This window comes from Streptomyces sp. YIM 121038 (assembly GCF_006088715.1).
In the GTDB taxonomy this organism is placed as follows: Bacteria; Actinomycetota; Actinomycetes; order Streptomycetales; family Streptomycetaceae; genus Streptomyces.
Genome location: NZ_CP030771.1, coordinates 5505033 through 5523638, shown reverse-complemented (window position 1 = coordinate 5523638; position 18606 = coordinate 5505033). Strand labels below are relative to the sequence as shown.

Annotated in this window: 14 protein-coding genes and 1 pseudogene; 7 read left to right on the top strand and 8 right to left on the bottom strand. The window is 74.3% G+C overall.

The window, feature by feature from the left end; genetic code table 11:
- Window positions 1-63: 63 nt before the first annotated feature.
- The 4 genes from ilvD to C9F11_RS23565 all read right to left on the bottom strand — a co-directional run bounded on the left by ilvD (window position 64) and on the right by C9F11_RS23565 (window position 5194).
- Complete coding sequence (gene ilvD / locus C9F11_RS23580; RefSeq protein ID WP_138961142.1) at window positions 64-1917, bottom strand: dihydroxy-acid dehydratase; 1854 nt, start codon at window positions 1915-1917, stop codon at window positions 64-66.
- Window positions 1918-2222: 305 nt separating this feature from the next.
- Window positions 2223-2855 (bottom strand): TetR family transcriptional regulator, encoded by a 633-nt coding sequence (locus tag C9F11_RS23575; RefSeq protein WP_138961141.1) that lies wholly within the window; start codon window positions 2853-2855, stop codon window positions 2223-2225.
- Window positions 2852-3676, bottom strand: coding sequence for a sugar phosphate isomerase/epimerase (locus C9F11_RS23570; protein WP_138961140.1), 825 nt, complete (start codon window positions 3674-3676; stop codon window positions 2852-2854). The genes C9F11_RS23575 and C9F11_RS23570 overlap by 4 nt, the downstream gene beginning before the upstream one ends.
- A gap of 585 nt (window positions 3677-4261) precedes the next feature.
- Window positions 4262-5194 carry a Ppx/GppA phosphatase family protein gene (locus tag C9F11_RS23565; RefSeq protein WP_138961139.1) on the bottom strand — a complete coding sequence of 311 codons (933 nt, stop codon included), beginning with the start codon at window positions 5192-5194 and terminating at the stop codon, window positions 4262-4264.
- A gap of 137 nt (window positions 5195-5331) precedes the next feature.
- Between C9F11_RS23565 and C9F11_RS23560 the strand changes: the two genes are divergently transcribed.
- Window positions 5332-6276, top strand: a complete 945-nt coding sequence (locus C9F11_RS23560; RefSeq protein ID WP_138966901.1) for a hypothetical protein — start codon at window positions 5332-5334, stop codon at window positions 6274-6276.
- A gap of 9 nt (window positions 6277-6285) precedes the next feature.
- Here C9F11_RS23560 and C9F11_RS23555 read toward each other — a convergent pair whose 3' ends face one another.
- Complete coding sequence (locus tag C9F11_RS23555) at window positions 6286-7995, bottom strand: sigma-70 family RNA polymerase sigma factor (RefSeq protein ID WP_249401854.1); 1710 nt, start codon at window positions 7993-7995, stop codon at window positions 6286-6288.
- A gap of 276 nt (window positions 7996-8271) precedes the next feature.
- Here C9F11_RS23555 and radA point away from each other — a divergent pair, with 276 nt between their 5' ends.
- Both radA and disA read left to right on the top strand, forming a co-directional pair.
- Window positions 8272-9681 (top strand): DNA repair protein RadA, encoded by a 1410-nt coding sequence (radA, locus tag C9F11_RS23545; protein ID WP_138961137.1) that lies wholly within the window; start codon window positions 8272-8274, stop codon window positions 9679-9681.
- A gap of 90 nt (window positions 9682-9771) precedes the next feature.
- Complete coding sequence (disA, locus tag C9F11_RS23540) at window positions 9772-10896, top strand: DNA integrity scanning diadenylate cyclase DisA (protein ID WP_138961136.1); 1125 nt, start codon at window positions 9772-9774, stop codon at window positions 10894-10896.
- 82 nt (window positions 10897-10978) lie between these two features.
- Here the strand turns inward: disA and C9F11_RS23535 are convergent, their stop codons facing one another.
- Window positions 10979-11812, bottom strand: coding sequence for a hypothetical protein (locus C9F11_RS23535; protein ID WP_138961135.1), 834 nt, complete (start codon window positions 11810-11812; stop codon window positions 10979-10981).
- A 229-nt stretch (window positions 11813-12041) separates the two neighbouring features.
- Here C9F11_RS23535 and C9F11_RS23530 point away from each other — a divergent pair.
- Window positions 12042-12662: pseudogene (locus C9F11_RS23530) on the top strand (phosphatase PAP2 family protein); the annotation flags it as partial.
- 494 nt (window positions 12663-13156) lie between these two features.
- Here C9F11_RS23530 and C9F11_RS23525 read toward each other — a convergent pair.
- A complete protein-coding gene (locus C9F11_RS23525; protein WP_138961134.1) occupies window positions 13157-13843 on the bottom strand; it encodes a response regulator transcription factor in 687 nt (228 codons plus the stop codon).
- Window positions 13840-15411, bottom strand: a complete 1572-nt coding sequence (locus tag C9F11_RS23520) for a histidine kinase (protein ID WP_249401853.1) — start codon at window positions 15409-15411, stop codon at window positions 13840-13842. The genes C9F11_RS23525 and C9F11_RS23520 overlap by 4 nt, the downstream gene beginning before the upstream one ends.
- Window positions 15412-16176: 765 nt before the next feature.
- Here C9F11_RS23520 and C9F11_RS23515 point away from each other — a divergent pair.
- The 3 genes from C9F11_RS23515 (at window position 16177) to C9F11_RS23505 (ending at window position 18579) form a co-directional block, all read left to right on the top strand.
- A complete protein-coding gene (locus tag C9F11_RS23515; protein ID WP_138961133.1) occupies window positions 16177-17109 on the top strand; it encodes an A/G-specific adenine glycosylase in 933 nt (310 codons plus the stop codon).
- 256 nt (window positions 17110-17365) lie between these two features.
- Complete coding sequence (locus C9F11_RS23510) at window positions 17366-17905, top strand: SigE family RNA polymerase sigma factor (RefSeq protein ID WP_138961132.1); 540 nt, start codon at window positions 17366-17368, stop codon at window positions 17903-17905.
- A 59-nt stretch (window positions 17906-17964) separates the two neighbouring features.
- Complete coding sequence (locus tag C9F11_RS23505; protein WP_138961131.1) at window positions 17965-18579, top strand: hypothetical protein; 615 nt, start codon at window positions 17965-17967, stop codon at window positions 18577-18579.
- Window positions 18580-18606 lie beyond the last annotated feature (27 nt).

Below are 18606 nucleotides of genomic sequence, written 5' to 3'. Positions count from 1 at the left end.
GTTGCAGGACAAACAGGGACAGTCGGCCCGTGAGCGGCGGGCCGGATCCGCCGCGGCGGGGCGTCAGCCCAGCCGCGACACGTCGCGCACCGCCCCCTTGTCCGCGCTCGTCGCCATCGCCGCGTACGCCCGCAGGGCCGCGGAGACCTTGCGCTCGCGGGACTTGGGCGCGTACGTGCCGCCGAGGGCCTCGCGGCGGCGGGCCAGCTCGGCGTCGTCGACCAGGAGCTCGATCGAGCGGCCCGGGATGTCGATGCGGATGCGGTCACCGTCCTCGACGAGGGCGATGGTGCCGCCGGACGCGGCCTCCGGCGACGCGTGCCCGATGGACAGGCCCGACGTACCGCCGGAGAAGCGGCCGTCGGTGACCAGGGCGCAGGCCTTGCCGAGGCCGCGGCCCTTGAGGAAGGAGGTGGGGTAGAGCATCTCCTGCATGCCGGGGCCGCCCTTGGGGCCCTCGTAGCGGATGACGACGACGTCGCCCTCCTTGACCTGCTTGTTCAGGATCTTCTCCACGGCCTCCTCCTGCGACTCGCAGACGACGGCCGGGCCCTCGAAGGTCCAGATGGACTCGTCGACGCCCGCGGTCTTCACGACGGCGCCGTCGACGGCCAGGTTCCCCTTGAGGACGGCGAGGCCGCCGTCCTGGGAGTAGGCGTGGGCGACGTCGCGGATGCAGCCGTTCGCGGCGTCCGTGTCGAGGGTCTCCCAGCGCTCGGACTGCGAGAAGGCCTCGGCGGAACGCTTGCAGCCGGGGGCCGCGTGCCACAGCTCCAGGGCCTCGGGGGCCACGGAGCCGCCGCGCACGTCCCAGGCGTCGAGCCACTGCTTGATGGAGGGCGAGTGGACGGTGTGCACGTCCTCGTTGAGGAGGCCGCCGCGGTACAGCTCGCCGAGGATCGCGGGGATGCCGCCCGCGCGGTGCACGTCCTCCATGTAGTACGTGCCCTGCGGCGCCACGTTCGGGGCGACCTTGGCCAGGCAGGGGACGCGGCGCGAGACGGCGTCGATGTCGGTCAGGTCGTAGCCGACCTCGGCCTCCTGGGCGGCGGCCAGGAGGTGCAGGATCGTGTTGGTGGAGCCGCCCATGGCGATGTCGAGGGCCATGGCGTTCTCGAAGGCGGCGTGGGTCGCGATGTTGCGCGGCAGGACGGAGGCGTCGTCCCCGTCGTAGTAGCGCTTGGTGATCTCGACGACCGTCGCGCCCGCCCGCTCGTACAGGGCCCTGCGGGCGGTGTGGGTGGCGAGCACCGAGCCGTTGCCCGGCAGGGACAGGCCGATGGCCTCGGTCAGGCAGTTCATCGAGTTGGCCGTGAACATGCCGGAACAGGAGCCGCAGGTCGGGCAGGCGTTCTCCTCGATGCGGAGGATGTCCTCGTCCGAGACGTTCTCGTTCGACGCGTCGACCATCGCGTCGATCAGGTCGAGCTTGCGGACGGTGCCGTTGACCAGGGTCGCCTTGCCCGCCTCCATGGGGCCGCCGGAGACGAAGACCGTCGGGATGTTGAGGCGCAGGGCGGCCATCAGCATGCCGGGCGTGATCTTGTCGCAGTTCGAGATGCAGATCAGGGCGTCGGCGCAGTGGGCCTCCACCATGTACTCGACGGAGTCGGCGATCAGGTCGCGGGAGGGCAGGCTGTAGAGCATGCCGCCGTGGCCCATCGCGATGCCGTCGTCCACGGCGATCGTGTTGAACTCGCGCGGGATGCCGCCCGCCTCCCGGACGGCCTCGCTGACGATGCGGCCGACCGGCGCCAGGTGGGTGTGGCCGGGCACGAACTCGGTGAAGGAGTTGGCGACGGCGATGATCGGCTTGCGGCCGATGTCCGCGCCCGGTACCCCGGAGGCCCGCATCAGGGCGCGGGCGCCCGCCATGTTGCGTCCGTGGGTGACTGTGCGGGACCTCAGCTCGGGCATCGTCGCTCGCTCCTTCAGGGGCAGATCTCGATACGGCCATCGATACAGCTGTCGATGCGCGTGCCGGTACAGCTGCCTGTACAGCTGTCGGTACAGCTCTCGACACGGCCGAGCGTACGCCGATGATCCAAGATCCGGACAGGGTGTCCGGATGGCGGGACGGCCGTCTCATGCTCCCTGCCGTGGATCCGCGGCGATCTACGACGAATCCGCGGCGGATACGCGACGAATCCGCGGCGAATCTGCGGCCGGTACACGGCGGATACGCGGCCGGTACGCGGCGGATCCGCGGCGGATACGCGCCGTCAGGCCGGTCCCGGGAAGCCCGTCAGATGCCCCTGGACCACCGGCGCCACCCGCGCCACCAGCTCCTCCAGGTCCGCCGACGCCAGCGGCTCCACCTGGATGACGTAGCGGAGCATCGCGACGCCCACCAGCTGGGCCGCCGCCAGTTCGGCGCGCAGCTCCGCGTCGGGCAGGTCGAGGGTGCCGGCGATGCGGGACAGGAGCTGGGTGGAGACCAGGCGGCGGAAGACCGCGGCGGCCGTCTCGTTGTTGACCGCCGAGCGGACGATCGCGAGCAGCGGCGTGCGGGTGGCCGGATCCTCCCAGACACCGAGGACGAAGCGGGTCAGACGCTCGCCGACGGCGTCGAGCGGGCCGTCCTGGATCGCGGCCGGGGCCTGCAGCGCGGGTGCGAAGGAGACCTCGACGGCCGCCGCGAAGAGCTGCTCCTTCGTGCCGAAGTAGTGGTGCACGAGGGCGGAGTCGACGCCCGCCGCCTTGGCGATGGCACGTACGGAGGTCTTCTCGTAGCCGTGCGCGGAGAACTGGTCGCGGGCCGCGTCCAGGATCGTCTCGCGGGTGGCGGGCCCGCGCTCGGTCTGGGTGCGCGAGGGGCGGCCCCGGCGCCGGGGCGCGGCGGCGCTCGCCGTCACGGGCGCGGCACCTTCGCCGACGACGCCAGGTGCAGCCGGGTGAAGGCCAGGGCCTCGGCGAGGTCGGCCTCGCGCTCGGCGCTGGACATGGCGCGGCGGGTGTTGACCTCGATGACCACGTGGCCGTCGAAGCCGGAGGTGGCGAGGCGCTCCAGGAGCGCGGCGCAGGGCTGGGTGCCGCGGCCGGGCACGAGGTGCTCGTCCTTCGCGGAGCCCCTGCCGTCGGCGAGGTGGACGTGGCCGAGCCGGTCGCCCATGCGGTCGACCATCTGCAGGGCGTCCGTACGGGCGGTGGCGGTGTGGCTGAGGTCTATCGTGAAGTGGCGGTAGTCGTCCTTGGTGACGTCCCAGTCGGGGGCGTACGCGAGCATCTCGCGGTCGCGGTAGCGCCAGGGGTACATGTTCTCCACGGCGAAGCGCACGTCCGTCTCCTCGGCCATCCGCCAGATCCCCTGGACGAAGTCCCGGGCGTAGCCGCGCTGCCAGCGGAAGGGCGGGTGTACGACGACCGTCGACGCGTCCAGCTTCTCGGCGGCGGCCCGGGCGCGCTGGAGCTTCACCCAGGGGTCGGTGGACCAGACGCGCTGGGTGATCAGGAGGCAGGGCGCGTGCACCGCGAGGATGGGGATCTGGTGGTAGTCGCTGAGGCGGCGCAGGGCTTCGATGTCCTGGCTGACGGGATCGGTCCACACCATGACCTCGACGCCGTCGTAGCCGAGGCGCGCCGCGATCTCGAAGGCCGTCGCCGTCGACTCCGGATAGACCGAGGCGGTCGACAGGGCGACCTTCGCGTCCGGGATGCGCACGACTGGTTCCACCACGGGGAACAGCGTACGGGGCCCTGCGAGGGAGCGGGGAGGTGGTGTCCGGCCCGGCCCGGCCCCGTGCCGGGCCCGGGGGCCTCGGCCCCCGCCGCCCCGCGCCTCGCCCTCACGCCGGACGGGCTGGATGCTCCCTGCGGCGCCGTCGTGGCCCACCGCGCTGACGCGCTTGTCCTCAAACGCCGGACAGGCTGGATCTTCCCTGCGGCGCCGTTGCCATTCATCACGCTGACGCGCTCGTCCTCAAACGCCGGACGGGCTGGGGTGGCCGGTGTGGGGTGGATCTTGGGTGCGGGTGGCTCCACCGGAGGGTGGCGGTTGTTGAGGCGGCACGCCAGATCCGGGCCGCGGGCCCGTAAGGAGGATGCCGGGGCGCGCCGGGTCCGGGGGCGGGCTGCCCCGTCGGGTCCCGGTACGGACCCTCACGGGGCTTCCGGGCCGCACGGCACCCCCGGGCCGCAACCGGCGACCATCTCAGCCCGTCCGGCGTTTGAGGACGAGGCGCGGAGCGCCGAAAAGGCGGGGGCACGGGGGCGGCAGCCCCCGGGATCGGGAAGGGGCGGGCCTGGGGCACCCCGTGAGGGATCAGCGCGCGGGCAAGTGGTCCAAGCGCCGCAGAATCACACCCTCCCGCAGGGCCCAGGGGCAGATCTCCACGGACTCGACCCCGAAGAGATCCATCGCGCCCTCCGCGACCAGCGCACCCGCGAGCAACTGCCCGGCCCGCCCCTCGGACACCCCGGGAAGCTCGGACCGCTCCCCCACGGTCATCGCGGCCAGCTGCGGAACCCAGTCCTCCAGAGACTTCCGCTTCAGCTCGCGCTGCACGTAGAGCCCCTCCGTGGAGCGCGCCGCACCACCGAGCCTGGCGAGCTGCTTGAAGGTCTTGGACGTGGCCACGACGTGGTCGGGGCTGCCGAGGCGGCTGAACTCCCCCACGGTCCGCGCGATCTGCGCCCGCACGTGGCGGCGCAGGGCCCGGACGTCCCCCGGCTCCGGCGGGTCCTCCGGCAGCCACGCGGCGGTGAGCCGCCCGGCGCCGAGCGGCAGGCTGACCGCGGCGTCGGGCTCCTCGTCCATGCCGTACGCGATCTCCAGGGAGCCGCCGCCGATGTCGAGGACGAGCAGCTTGCCCGCGGACCAGCCGAACCAGCGGCGGACGGCGAGGAAGGTGAGCCGGGCCTCCTCCTCGCCGGTGAGGACCTGGAGGTCGACGCCGGTCTCGGCGCGCACCCGGGCGAGGACGTCGTCGGCGTTGGTGGCCTCGCGCACGGCGGAGGTCGCGAACGGCAGCAGGTCCTCGACGCCCTTGTCCTCGGCGGCCTGGAGGGCGTCACGCACCGTGGCGATGAGCTGATCGACGCCTTCGGGGCCGATCGCGCCCGCCGGGTCGAGCAGTTGGGCAAGGCGCAGGTCGGCCTTGTGGGAGTGCGCGGGCAGCGGTCGTGCGCCGGGGTGGGCGTCCACCACCAGCAGATGCACCGTGTTCGAACCCACGTCGAGGACACCGAGTCTCATATACGGAACGCTACTGCGCTCACGGCTTTCGCTGGTCCCGGGGCGGGTGTGAGCACGCATACCCTGGAGGCGTGCCAAAGACGAAAAAGGCGAAGGCCGACAAAACGAAGTCCGCGCGCTCATCGGAGCCCTCGGACCTGTCGGCGCCGCCCGCGCGCGGCGGCGCGGACGGCAAGGCGAGCAAGGAGAGCAAGGCGGACAGGGCAGCCGAGGGAGCGAAGGGCGAGAAGACGGCCAAGGCGGGCAAGAAGGACAAGGCCGGTAAGGCCGGCCGCGCCGACAAGGCCGTGCGGAAGCTCCGCAGGGCGGCCGACGGCGCCGTGCCAGCCGACGACGAGAAGGGCCTCGACTTCCCCCGGGCGTGGGTGGAGTTCCCCGATCCGGCGGACGAGGAGCAGATCTTCCGCTGCGACCTGACGTGGCTGACGTCCCGCTGGACCTGCGTCTTCGGCAGCGGCTGCCAGGGCATCCAGGCGGGCCGCGCCGACGACGGCTGCTGCACGCTCGGCGCGCACTTCTCCGACGAGGACGACGAGAAGCGGGTCGCCACCTTCGTGGAGCGCCTTACGCCCGACATCTGGCAGCACCACGACGTGGGCCGGGAGACCGGCTGGGTGTCGCAGGACGAGGACGGCGAGCGCCAGACGCGGCCGTACAACGGCTCGTGCGTCTTCCAGAACCGCCCCGGCTTCGCGGGCGGCGCGGGCTGCTCGCTGCACATCCTGGCGCTCAAGGAGGGCCGGGAGCCGCTGGAGACCAAGCCGGACGTGTGCTGGCAGCTGCCGGTGCGGCGGACCTACGACTGGATCGAGCGGCCGGACGACACCAAGGTGCTCCAGGTGTCCATCGGCGAGTACGACCGCAGGGGCTGGGGCCCGGGCGGCCACGACCTGCACTGGTGGTGCACCTCGGCGACCTCGGCGCACGGGGCGGGCGATCCCGTGTACGTCTCCTACCGGCCGGAGCTGATCGAGCTGATGGGCAAGGCGGGCTACGACCGGCTCGTGGAGCTGTGCGAGGCGCGCCTGGCCTCGCAGCTGCCGCTGCTGGCTCCGCATCCGGCCGACCCGCCGCGCGCCTAGCGGGGCCGCTCAGCCCTGGCCCGGGCCGCCGTCGCTCGGCGGGGGCGTGGAGCCGGGGTCCGAGGGGCTCGGCGCGGGGTCGGTGGGCGCCGGGTCCGTGGGGGTCGGGTCGGGGTCGGGCGGGGTCGGGGTCGGGTCGCCGTCCCCGCTGGGGGTGGGCGTCGGGTCCGGGTCGGCGGGGCCCGGGCGGGTCGGCGTCGGACGGGGGCGGGGGTGGCTGGGCCGGGAACTGCCGTACCCCTCGATGGAGATGACGGCTCCCGAGGGTGCGATCGTGACGCGCGCGCTCCAGTGGCCGGGCGGCTCGCGGTCGTCGTCGACGTACACCCGGATGGTGAACGAATCGCCCGGCGCGAGCGTTCCCGACGCGTGGCTCAGGAGGAGCCAGGGCGCTCCGGTGCTCGCGGACCAGCGCACCGGCGAACTCCCGGACGCGGTCAGCGTGATGAGGGTGACGCCGCCGTTCGACCGGGCCTGGACGCCGATGCGGCCCGCGCCCGGCGCGGCGGGGGCTCCGGGGCTGATGACCTCCACGGAGACGCCGGGGCCGCCGGGGCCGGCGGCGAAGCGGGGGTCGGGGGTGGTCCTGGCGTTGCCCGCGTTCTCGTAGCTGTCGCGGCCGCGGGAGCCGTCGCGGCCGCCGTCGTCGGCCTCGGAGGCGCTGGACGCGCGGCCGTCGGTGCCCTCGCCGGTCAGGGGGGCGCCCCGGTAGGCGGCCCACAGGGCGAGGACGGGAGCGGCCACGACGGTGGCGACGACCGTGGTCGTGACGGCACGCGCGCGGAAGCGCTCCCGGCGGGCCGCGTGGTCCTTGGGGTCCATGGGGAAGCCGCGCCGGTCGAAGCGGGGTCCGCCGCGGTTCCTGCGAGGGGCGCGCGGGGCGTGGGCCATGGCGTGGTGCAGGGCCGCGCGCGGGGCTTCGATCAGGGGCAGCGCGGCCGGGGTGACGGCCGTGCCGGGCCAGGCTCCGGCGCCGGCGCGCTCGGCGGTGCGGCGGCAGCGCGGACAGTCGTCGACGTGCCGGACGAGCTCGCGGCGCAGGGCGGTGCCGAGGAGGACCTGGTTGTCACCGGTGAGGCGGGCGACGATGGGGCAGGTGCCGGTCTCGACGACGGCGAGCGCGGCGCGGGTGCGCTCCACCTCGCAGGCGGCGGACGCGAGCAGTTCGCGCGCTGCCGTGAGGTCCAGGCCGAGGACGGCGGCGACCTCCTTGGGCGCGAGCTGGTGGCGGACGGCGAGCTCCAGGGCCTCGCGCTGCTCGGGTGTCGTACCGGCGGCCTCGGGCCAGGCCAGCTGGGCGAGCTCGCGGCGGCGGGCGCGCTCGGCCTCGTCCGCGGGCGGCGCCTCCGTGGTGTGCGGGGGCGCGGGCGGGATCTTGCCCGACCCGGCCGCGTGCGCCCCTTGGCGGCCGCCCTTGCGGGCCTCGGCGAGGACGCGCAGACACATCCAGCGGGCGAGTGCGTACAGCCACGCGCGCGTGTCGCCGTCCGGCCGGGCCCCGCGGCGCTCGGCGAGCGCGAGGACGTCGCCGAGGGCGGTGGTGGCGGTGTCGTGGTCGCACAGGACGGACAGGCAGTACGTGAACAGGCCGTCCAGGAACGGTTCGTAGGGCGCGGCGGGCGCCTGCGGGACCGGGCGCGGCACCACGCGGCTGCGGGGGCCCGCGTAGGCACGGTGCGCGCCGGTGGTGTGCGTGGGGACTTCCGGACTGCTGCTCATCACCCGTGCGAAGTTAGGCGCATAATGCCGGGGGCTTCCTCCCCCTTGAGCACATTTAATCCTTACGGGTGAACAGATCCCTCAAAAGGGGACAGGAAGCCACGATTCCGTTGTCTGTTCGAGCCGTGCCGCGTCGGAGGGGCGCGATTGTGGGCCCTGGCGGGCCGGGGTGGCCCCCGGTGGCGCGGCCTGGCGGGGGCCCGGCGGGCGGCCCGTAGGCACGGAACGGGCGGGGCCCGGCGGCGTTGTCAGTGGCTGCCGCTACGGTTTCGTCCCATGGCTGCCCGTACGAAAACCGCCAAGGACCGTCCGTCCTACCGCTGCACCGAATGCGGCTGGCAGACGGCCAAATGGCTCGGCCGCTGCCCCGAGTGCCAGGCCTGGGGCACGGTCGAGGAGTACGGCGCGCCCGCGGTGCGCACCACCACGCCCGGCCGCGTCACCACCTCCGCGCTGCCCATCGGCCAGGTCGACGGCCGCCAGGCCACCGCACGCTCCACCGGCGTCCCCGAGCTCGACCGCGTCCTCGGCGGCGGCCTGGTGCCCGGCGCCGTGGTGCTGCTCGCGGGCGAGCCCGGCGTCGGCAAGTCCACGCTGCTGCTCGACGTCGCGGCGAAGGCGGCCACGGACGGCCACCGCACGCTCTATGTGACCGGCGAGGAGTCGGCCAGCCAGGTCCGGCTGCGCGCCGACCGCATCGGCGCGCTCGCCGACGACCTGTATCTGGCGGCGGAGACCGACCTGGCCGCGGTCCTCGGCCACTTGGACGCGGTGAAGCCGTCGCTGCTGATCCTGGACTCGGTGCAGACGGTCGCGTCCCCGGAGATCGACGGCGCGCCCGGCGGCATGGCGCAGGTCCGCGAGGTCGCCGGGGCCCTCATCCGCGCCTCCAAGGAGCGCGGCATGTCCACGCTCCTGGTCGGCCACGTCACCAAGGACGGCGCGATCGCGGGCCCCCGCCTCCTGGAGCACCTCGTGGACGTGGTGCTGCACTTCGAGGGCGACCGGCACGCGCGCCTGCGCCTGGTCCGCGGCGTCAAGAACAGATACGGGGCGACGGACGAGGTCGGCTGCTTCGAGCTGCACGACGAGGGCATCGTCGGCCTCGCCGACCCCAGCGGCCTGTTCCTCACCCGCCGCGCCGAGCCCGTGCCCGGCACCTGTCTGACGGTGACCCTGGAGGGCCGCCGCCCGCTGGTCGCCGAGGTGCAGGCGCTCACCGTGGACTCCCAGATCCCCTCGCCGCGCCGCACCACATCGGGCCTGGAGACGTCCCGGGTGTCGATGATGCTGGCCGTCCTGGAGCAGCGCGGCCGCATCAGCGCCCTCGGCAAGCGCGACATCTACAGCGCGACGGTCGGCGGCGTGAAGCTGTCCGAGCCCGCCGCCGACCTCGCCGTGGCGCTCGCGCTGGCCTCCGCCGCCAGCGACACCCCGCTGCCGAAGAACCTGGTCGCGATCGGTGAGGTGGGCCTCGCGGGCGAGGTCAGACGGGTCACCGGGGTGCAGCGCAGACTGGCCGAGGCGCACCGCCTGGGCTTCACGCACGCGCTCGTACCGGCCGACCCCGGGAAGGTTCCGGCCGGTATGAAGGTCACCGAAGTCGCCGACATGGGCGACGCGCTGCGCGTCCTTCCGAGATCGCGTCGCCGAGAGGCCCCACGGGAGGAGGAGGACCGCCGGTAGACTTTGCCCTGGTCTCGCCCGTCCGTACGAACGCATGCGTGCGGCAGAGGGTCGGCCGAGCCTCGGACAACCTGCGACCGGAGGAGTGCAGTGGCAGCCAACGACCGGGCAGCGGTTCCCGGGAAGCCCGGTGGCGGCTCCGGTGCCGACGGGCTGATGCGCGCCTCCCTGAGCGCGGTCGCGCCGGGCACGGCCCTGCGGGACGGCCTGGAGCGCATCCTGCGGGGCAACACGGGCGGGCTCATCGTCCTCGGCTCCGACAAGACAGTCGAGTCGATGTGCACGGGCGGATTCGTCCTGGACGTCGAGTTCACCGCGACGCGCCTGCGCGAGCTGTGCAAGCTCGACGGCGGCATCGTGCTCTCCTCGGACCTGTCGAAGATCCTGCGGGCGGGCGTCCAGCTGGTGCCGGACCCGACGATCCCCACGGAGGAGACCGGCACGCGGCACCGCACGGCGGACCGCGTGAGCAAGCAGGTCGGCTTCCCCGTCGTGTCCGTGTCCCAGTCGATGCGCCTGGTCGCGCTGTACGTGGACGGACAGCGCCGGGTCCTTGAGGACTCGGCGGCGATCCTGTCACGTGCCAACCAGGCCCTCGCCACCCTGGAGCGCTACAAGCTCCGCCTCGACGAGGTCGCGGGCACGCTCTCCGCCCTGGAGATCGAGGACCTGGTGACCGTGCGGGACGTCACCGCCGTCGCGCAGCGCCTCGAAATGGTGCGCCGCATCGCCACCGAGATCGCCGAGTACGTGGTGGAGCTGGGCACCGACGGCCGTCTCCTCGCCCTCCAGCTCGACGAGTTGATCGCGGGCGTGGAGCCCGAGCGCGAGCTCGTCGTCCGGGACTACGTCCCCGAGCCCACGGCCAAGCGCTCGCGCACCGTCGACGAGGCACTGGCCGAGCTGGACTCCCTGACCCACGCCGAGCTCCTGGAACTGTCCACCGTGGCCCGCGCGTTGGGCTACACGGGCTCGCCCGAGACCCTCGACTCCGCCGTCTCGCCGCGCGGCTTCCGCCTCCTGGCGAAGGTGCCCCGGCTGCCCGGCGCCATCATCGAGCGCCTGGTGGAGCACTTCGGCGGCCTCCAGAAGCTGCTGGCCGCGAGCGTCGACGACCTCCAGACCGTGGACGGCGTCGGCGAGGCCCGGGCGCGCAGCGTGCGCGAGGGGCTCTCACGGCTCGCGGAGTCGTCGATCCTCGAGCGGTACGTCTAGCCTTCAGCGGGCCGCAGGCGCCGGGGTCGGGCCCCGGCGCCCCTTCCGTCGCTCCGCGACGGGGCTCTCCCCGGCCGGCCGGTCAGTCGGCGGTCAGGACGAAGGACGCGCGGTCCGAGCCGAGGGCCTCGGACTTGGCCTCCACCAGATAGGTGTCGGGCTTCGCCGTCCCCGCGGGAGGCGTGGCGCACTGGGGCGCGCTGGCCTTCAGGTCCCACTCGACGACGTGCGAGACCCGGCCGCCGCCGGGAACCCGGAAGAGCAGGCTCGTACCGCCCGCGGCGGGGCAGTCGTCGGACGACCAGATCTCGTCGCCCGAGCCGGACTGAGTGATCGTCAGGACCGCGCCCTTGGCGCCGAGATCGACCTTGCAGGCCTTGCTGCCGGTGTTCACCGCGGTCAGTTCGAGCTTCGGCTTCTGCCCGGCCTCGTACTCGTTCCGCAGGCTGCGCAGCTTCAACTTCACGGCGCCCGGCGCGCAGTTGGGGAGCGTCGAGCCCGCCGGGAGCCGGCTGCCGGAGCCGCCGCCGCCCTTCGCGCCGTCGTCGGAGCCGGAACCGGCGCCGCCGGAGTCCTCGCCCGAGCCGCCGCCGGAGCCGGAGTCCCCGCCGCCGCCCGACCCGCCGGACCCGCCGGAACCACCGGAGCCGCCGGAGCCGCCGGAGCCCTCCGACTCGTCCCGCCCGCCCGGGTGTTCGCTGATCGCGGGGCCCGAGCCGGAGGGGCCCGGCGTGATGGACGTCGCGGGGCCGTTGCCCGACGGCCCGTCAGCACCGGTCTTCCCGCCGCCCCCGCCCGAGGCGAGGGCCCAGATGACGAGGAGCAAGAGGAGTCCGAGCACGGACAGCAGAACGGCCCTCCGGCGCCAGTAGATGGAGGAGGGAAGCGGCCCGATCGGATTGCGCAGAGATCCCACGCCCAAACCTTACGAGAGAACGGCGCGTTCTCTGGCCCCACCCGCCGCCCAGGGCCACAACTTTTGCGGATCATCATCACGGTTCCGGCCACGCGCACCGCCCCGCACCCGCCCCACGCCCGGCCTGCCGTCCCGCTCGCGCCCCGTTCCCTCCCTGTCTTTCGTCAGGTCGGATATCGGTCCATCGCTGGATGTGACGATTCGAGATCCCTACGTACGGTCCGTAATCATGGACACCATGGATTCCTCCGGCCTTTACCTCGACATCACCGAGTTCGCCCACGACACCCCCGGCTGGGTGCAGCACATCGCCGAGGTGTGGACGGAACTGGGCCTGCTGCTCTTCGGCGCGCTGTTCGTCGTCGCCTGGTGGCGGGCCCGGCGCGGGGACTCGCGCGCGTTCGCGGTGGCGGTCCTGGCCCCCCTGGGCACGGCCCTCGCGTATGTGATCAGCGAGGCGGCGAAGTCCGTGGTGGACGAGGAACGGCCGTGCCGGGCCGTGAAGGGCGCGCTCACGCCGCTCGTCGAGTGCCCGCCGCACGGCGACTGGTCCTTCCCCAGCAACCACTCCACGATCGCGGGCGCCGCCGCCGTCGGCCTCGCGCTCGCCTGGCCGCGCATCGCCGCCTTCACGCTGCCGATGGCGGTCCTCATGGCCTTCTCGCGGGTCTTCGTGGGGGTGCACTACCCGCACGACGTGGCCGTCGGCCTGGTGCTCGGCGCGGTCGTCGCGTTCCTCGTGGTGCGGCTCGCCACGCGCCCCGTGGCGCGGGTCGCCGAGACGATGCGGGGGTCGCGCGCGGCGCTCGTCACCTGGTTCGCGGGCCCCGGCCCGGCCACGGCGCACGCGTCGGGGCCGTCGGCCGCACCCGCGCCCGCGTACGCGGCGTCCACGGCGTACGACACGCCCTCGCCCTACGGCGCTTCGTCGGCGTACGACACGTCGCCGACGTACGCGCCCTACTCGCCGTACGCCGACGGCGCACAGGCGACCCCGCACGCGGCAGCGCACTCCGATGCCACCCACGCCCCGTACGGTGACGGCACCCACGCCCCGTACGGCGACGCGACGCCGTACGCGTACGGCAACGGCGCGCAGGCCCCGTACGACCCGCAGGCCCCCTACGACCCGCAGGCCCCCTACGGAGAAGCGGCGTACCCGGCGCAGAGCGCGGACCCCTACGTGCCGCGCCCCCAGCAGGGCGGCTACCACCAGGGCGGCTACTACCAGGACGACTACCAGCAGGGCGACTACCAGCAGCCGCCGACGCACCGCCCCTGAGCCACTGCCCCCGACGGACCGGCCCTGTCGCACCGCCCCTGACGCACCGGCCCGTGGCCGGATCAGCCGGGGGCGCCCGGGGCGGTCCGCGCGCCGTCGTCCGCGACGAGCCCCGCCTCGTACGCGACGATCGCCGCCTGGACGCGGTTCTTGACCTCCAGGCGGTCGAGGACCGCGCTCACATACGCCTTGACCGTGCCCTCGACGAGGTGCAGGCGCGCGGCGATCTCCGGGTTGGACAGGCCCGCCCCCACCAGGCCCAGGACCTCGCGCTCGCGCGGGGTCAGCGCGGCCACGCGCGTGCGGGCGGCCGACTCGCGGCCGATGCGCCGCCCGCCGAGCCCGTCGATGACGTACCGGGCCACCTTCGGCGACAGGAACGCGGCGCCGCCCGCCACCGCCCGTACGCCGGCGATGAGTTCGTGCGGGTCCCCCGACTTCAGCAGGAAGCCGGTGGCGCCGCCGCCGAGCGCGCGGGCGACGTACGCGTCCTCGGAGAACGTCGTCAGCATCGCGACCGCCGTGCCCGGCAGCGTCCGTACGATCTCCTCGCCCGCGGCGAGGCCGTCGAGGCGGGGCATGCGGATGTCGAGGAGCGCCACGTCGGGGCGGTGCGCCTGGGCCAGTTCGATCGCCTCCCGGCCGTCGGCGGCCTCGGCGACGACCTCGATGCCGTCGCCCGCGGTGAGGATGGCCCGCACTCCCGCGCGGATCATCGCCTCGTCGTCGGCGAGCACGACCCGGATCACCGTCGCCCCCCGTCGCCGCCCGTGCCGGGGCCGCCGGACGCACCCGGCTTGGGGATCACTGTCTTGTCCACGAGCTTTCCGTTCTCGAAGCAGAGCCTGAAGTGTGCGGAGGAGGTGAAGAGTTGACCGCTGGAGCGGTAGTAGCGGCAGTCGGCGCCCGGGGGCGGCGGGCCCGGCGCCCGGTCCACGGGCGGGTCGCTCACGCCGCGCTCCGGCAGCACGGCCGCGACGTCGGCCTGCGCGGCGCCCACGCGCAGCGCCGCGAAGTCGGCGGGCCGCAGGACGGAGTGCGTCTTCGTGTACGCGTACCAGCCGAAGGTCCCGGCGATCAGCACGGCGCCGGTCGCGGCGGCGGCCCCGAAGGCGAGCACGGTGCGGCGCCGGGCGTGCGCGAGCGTCCCGGAGGGCAGCGGCACGGTGTCCGCGGGGGCGGGGGCCGCCACCGCGACGCCCGCGTCCGCCGGAATCACCGCGCGCACCCGGAAGCCCCCCGCGTGCGCCCCCGCGTCGAGGTCGCCGCCCAGGGCCGCCAGCCTGGTGTGCAGGTCCGCGAGGCCGGAGCCGCCGCCGGGGGGTGAACCGGGCTCCCGGGGCGGGCCGTTGGTGACCGTGATCGTCGTACGGGCGTCCGCGCGGGTCGCCGCGACGGTGACGGGGGCGCCGGGCGCGTACTTCGCCGCGTTGGTCAGGGCCTCCTGGACCACGCGGTAGGCGAGGCGCTCCGCCGGGCCCGGCTCCTCGGCGCCCTCCGCGACGTACCGCACCCGCAGGCCCGACTCGCCCGCGCGCGCCACCAGTTGCGCCACCGTCTCGCCGGGCGGCGCGAGCGGGGCGGGCTCGTCGCCCTCGTCCCGCAGTACGCCGATGATCTCGCGCAGCCGGTCCGTGGCGTCGGCGGCGGCGACGCGCAGGTCGCGGGCCGCCGCGCGATGGTGTTCCGGCAGGTCGGCGGCCAGCTGGAGGGCGCCCGCGCGCACCGCGATCAGGCTCAGCTCGTGGCCCAGCGAGTCGTGCATGTCCTGCGCGATGCGGGCCCGCTCCCGCAGCCGGGCCCGGTCGGCGACGATCCGCTGCTCGCGCTCCAGCTGGTCGGCGCGGGCGAGCGCGGACGCGGTCAGGGCGCGGCTCTGCCGCAGGTAGCGGCCCGCGAGCCAGGGGAAGACCGCGCCGAACAGGAGCGTGGCCATGAGCACCAGCCACTCGACGACCGGGTCGACGTCGCGCACCACCACCTTGGCGGTGCCCGCCGCCGCGACCGCCGCGAACGCCAGGAGCGCGGGCCTGGCCCGCGGGCCGTGCCTGCCGAGCAGGAACGCGAAGGCGGCCAGGGCCATGCCGTACGAGACCGTGAACAGGGAGGGGGCGGTGGCCTCGCCGGGGGCCGCGGCGAGCAGGAACGCGAGGGTGGGGCGGCGGCGCCAGATCGCGGCGGCCGCGGCGAGGGCGGCGAGGCCGCCGAGCTGTTGCCAGGCCGTGCGGGGTTCGTTCAGGCCGATCGCGTCGGCCGTCGCCGCGGGGGTGGCCAGGGCCAGCCACAGCAGGGCGTCCACATGGCGTCGGGTTCTCACCCCCTTGACGCTACGTGCCCGCGGCCGCGTCCGTACCTGTCGATCGGCAGGGGCTTCGCTCCCCCGCCCACCCGCCCTTCCGCCACGCTCCGCGCCCGTCCTCGCGTCCTCCGCTGCCGCCCGTCACCCCACCGCGCTGACGCGCTCGTCCTCAAACGCCGGACGGGCTGGAGCGGGGCGCTGGCCGCGTTCGTCGGCTACCGGGGTCCGCCCTGTGAAGGGCGGGCGGGGAAAGAGCCGGCGCACAGCGGAACCCGCCGGGACGGAGCCGGGGTCTGGCTGATGAAGGGCGGGCGGGTGGGGGAAGCCAGCGCGCAGGGGCACCCGGGACGGGCCCCACCGGGCGAAGCCGGGGTCCGGTCTGAGAAGGGCGGGCGGGTGGGGAAAGAGCCGACGCGCAGCGGCACCCGGGACAGGGCCCACCGGGCGAAGCCGGGGTTCGGCCTGAGAAGGGCGGGCGGGTGGGGGAAAAGCCGACGCGCAGCGGAACCCGGGACAGGGCCCACCAGGCGAAGCCGGGGTTTGGCCTGAGAAGGGCGGGCGGGTGGGGGAAAAGCCGACGCGCAGCGGAACCCGGGACAGGGCCCACCAGGCGAAGCCGGGGTTTGGCCTGAGAAGGGCGGGTGGGTGGGGGAAGAGCCGGCGTGCGGGGGCCGGCCGCGCCTGGGGCGGGGCCCGCCGGGGTGGGGCCGAGGGTTCAGCGCGCTGCACAGCGTGCCGCGCCGTTGGCCCGGGCCCCGGGCGCTCCGTGGCAGGATCGTGGGCATGCCGACCGCACTCGCCGCCGACCGAGCCGACAGCCGAGCCGCAGAGGGGCCCTCGTCCCACGGCCGGCTCCACTCCCCCGTCATCGCCTGGTTCGAGGCACACGCGCGTGACCTGCCGTGGCGTCGTCCGGACGCCGGGCCCTGGGGGGTCATGGTCAGCGAGTTCATGCTCCAGCAGACGCCCGTCGCCCGGGTCCTGCCCGTGTACGAGCAGTGGGTCGCCCGCTGGCCGCGCCCGGCCGACCTGGCCAAGGAGGCGCCCGGTGAGGCCGTGCGCGCCTGGGGGCGGCTCGGCTATCCGCGCCGCGCGCTGCGCCTGCACGGGGCGGCCGTCGCCATAACGGAGCGCCACGGCGGCGACGTACCGACGCAGCACGCGCAGCTGCTCGCGCTGCCCGGCATCGGCGAGTACACGGCGGCGGCCGTCGCGTCCTTCGCGTACGGGCAGCGGCACGCCGTGCTCGACACGAACGTGCGGCGCGTGTTCGCGCGGGCCGTGACCGGCGTGCAGTACCCGCCGAACGCCACCACCGCCGCCGAGCGCAAGCTCGCCCGCGCGCTGCTGCCCGAGGACGAGGCGACCGCCGCGCGCTGGGCCGCCGCGTCCATGGAGCTGGGCGCGCTGGTGTGCACCGCCAAGAACGAGGACTGCGGGCGCTGCCCGATCGCCGCGCACTGCGCGTGGCTCACGGCGGGCAAGCCCGCGCACGAGGGCCCCGCGCGCCGCGGCCAGACGTACGCCGGTACGGACCGCCAGGTGCGCGGCAAGCTGCTCGCGGTGCTCCGCGAGGCCGTGACGCCGGTGCCGCAGTCGGCGCTCGACCGGGTGTGGGACGAGCCGGTGCAGCGGGCCCGCGCGCTGGACGGGCTCGTCGCCGACGGTCTGGTGGAGCCCCTGCCGGACGGGTTCTACCGGCTGCCGCTGACCTGAGACCGGTCGCCCCGGGGGCCGCCGCAGGGCGTCCGCAACAAGCCCCCTGGCGACAAAACGGGCAACCTCTCCCACATGGAGCTGCGGATTTACGTCTGTCCTACTTCTGTTACACAACCGACGTACAGCCGTGCGTCCGCCGCTGGCTGCTCCGCACAGCGCCGTGACAACGCCTCCGTAACTTCATTCCCGTACCGCACAGACAAGGGATCGCGGTCAGCGAACCGGGGACGAACGGGAACGGAGGCGGTTGGGAATGGCGCACGGCGAGGTGCTCGAGTTCGAAGAGTACGTCCGCACTCGGCAGGACGCCCTGCTGCGCAGCGCCCGACGGCTCGTCCCGGACCCCGTGGACGCCCAGGACCTGCTGCAGACGGCGCTCGTGCGGACGTACGGCCGCTGGGACGGCATAGCCGACAAGCGGCTCGCGGACGCCTATCTGCGCCGCGTCATGATCAACACGCGTACCGAGTGGTGGCGTGCCCGCAAGCTCGAAGAGGTGCCGACCGAGCAGCTGCCGGACGCCTCCGTGGACGACTCCACCGAGCAGCACGCGGACCGCGCCCTGCTGATGGACATCATGAAGGTGCTCGCCCCCAAGCAGCGCAGCGTCGTCGTGCTGCGACACTGGGAGCAGATGTCCACCGAGGAGACGGCCGCCGCGCTCGGCATGTCGGCCGGGACGGTCAAGAGCACGCTGCACCGGGCGCTCGCCCGGCTCCGCCAGGAGCTGGAGAGCCGCGACCTGGACGCCCGCGTGTTCGAACGTGAGGAGCGGGAGCGTTGCGCGGCCTGAGTGCCCGGGCCACCCGAACCGGCCGGACCGGTCGGGCGGGACAGGACAGACGAACGGGTGTGAGTCCGAAGGCGGGGAGTACGGCGGTGGCCGTGCTCGCCGCCCTCGGGCTTTTGCTCGCCGTGACGAGCTGCTCCGCGGGCGGCTCCGGCACCCGTGACGAGGGCCCGGCGCGCACCGGGGCCGTGGCCTCGGCCTCCCCCTCGGAGTCGCCGTCCCCCGCCCCCAAGAACGTCGACGCGGTCCAGCTCGTGAAGAGCGACCCGAAGGTCAGCCTCGCCGTGAAGCGGGACCTGAAGCCGTGCACCGAGGACGAGTACCCGGTGGACGTCTCGTACGGCAACCTGACCGGAGCAGCGTCGTCCGACATCGTCGTGAACGTGCTGACCTGTGGTGACGCCGTGGGCATCGGAAGTTACGTGTATCGCCCCGACGGCAAGAAGTACAAGAATGTCTTCGTCGACGAGCAGCCTCCCGTCTATGCCGAGATCGACCGCGGCGACCTGGTCGTCAGCAAGCAGCTGTACGGCAAGGACGGCTCGGTGGCGGAGCCCACGGGCGAGGACGTCATCACGTACCGCTGGGCGACGGACCACTTCACCGAGCGGGGCCGCGTCCGCAACAACTACAGCAGCGCGGTGGGCGGCGAGCCCACCCCTTCGAGCGACAACTGAGCCACGCCCGCCGCACGACCCGAGACC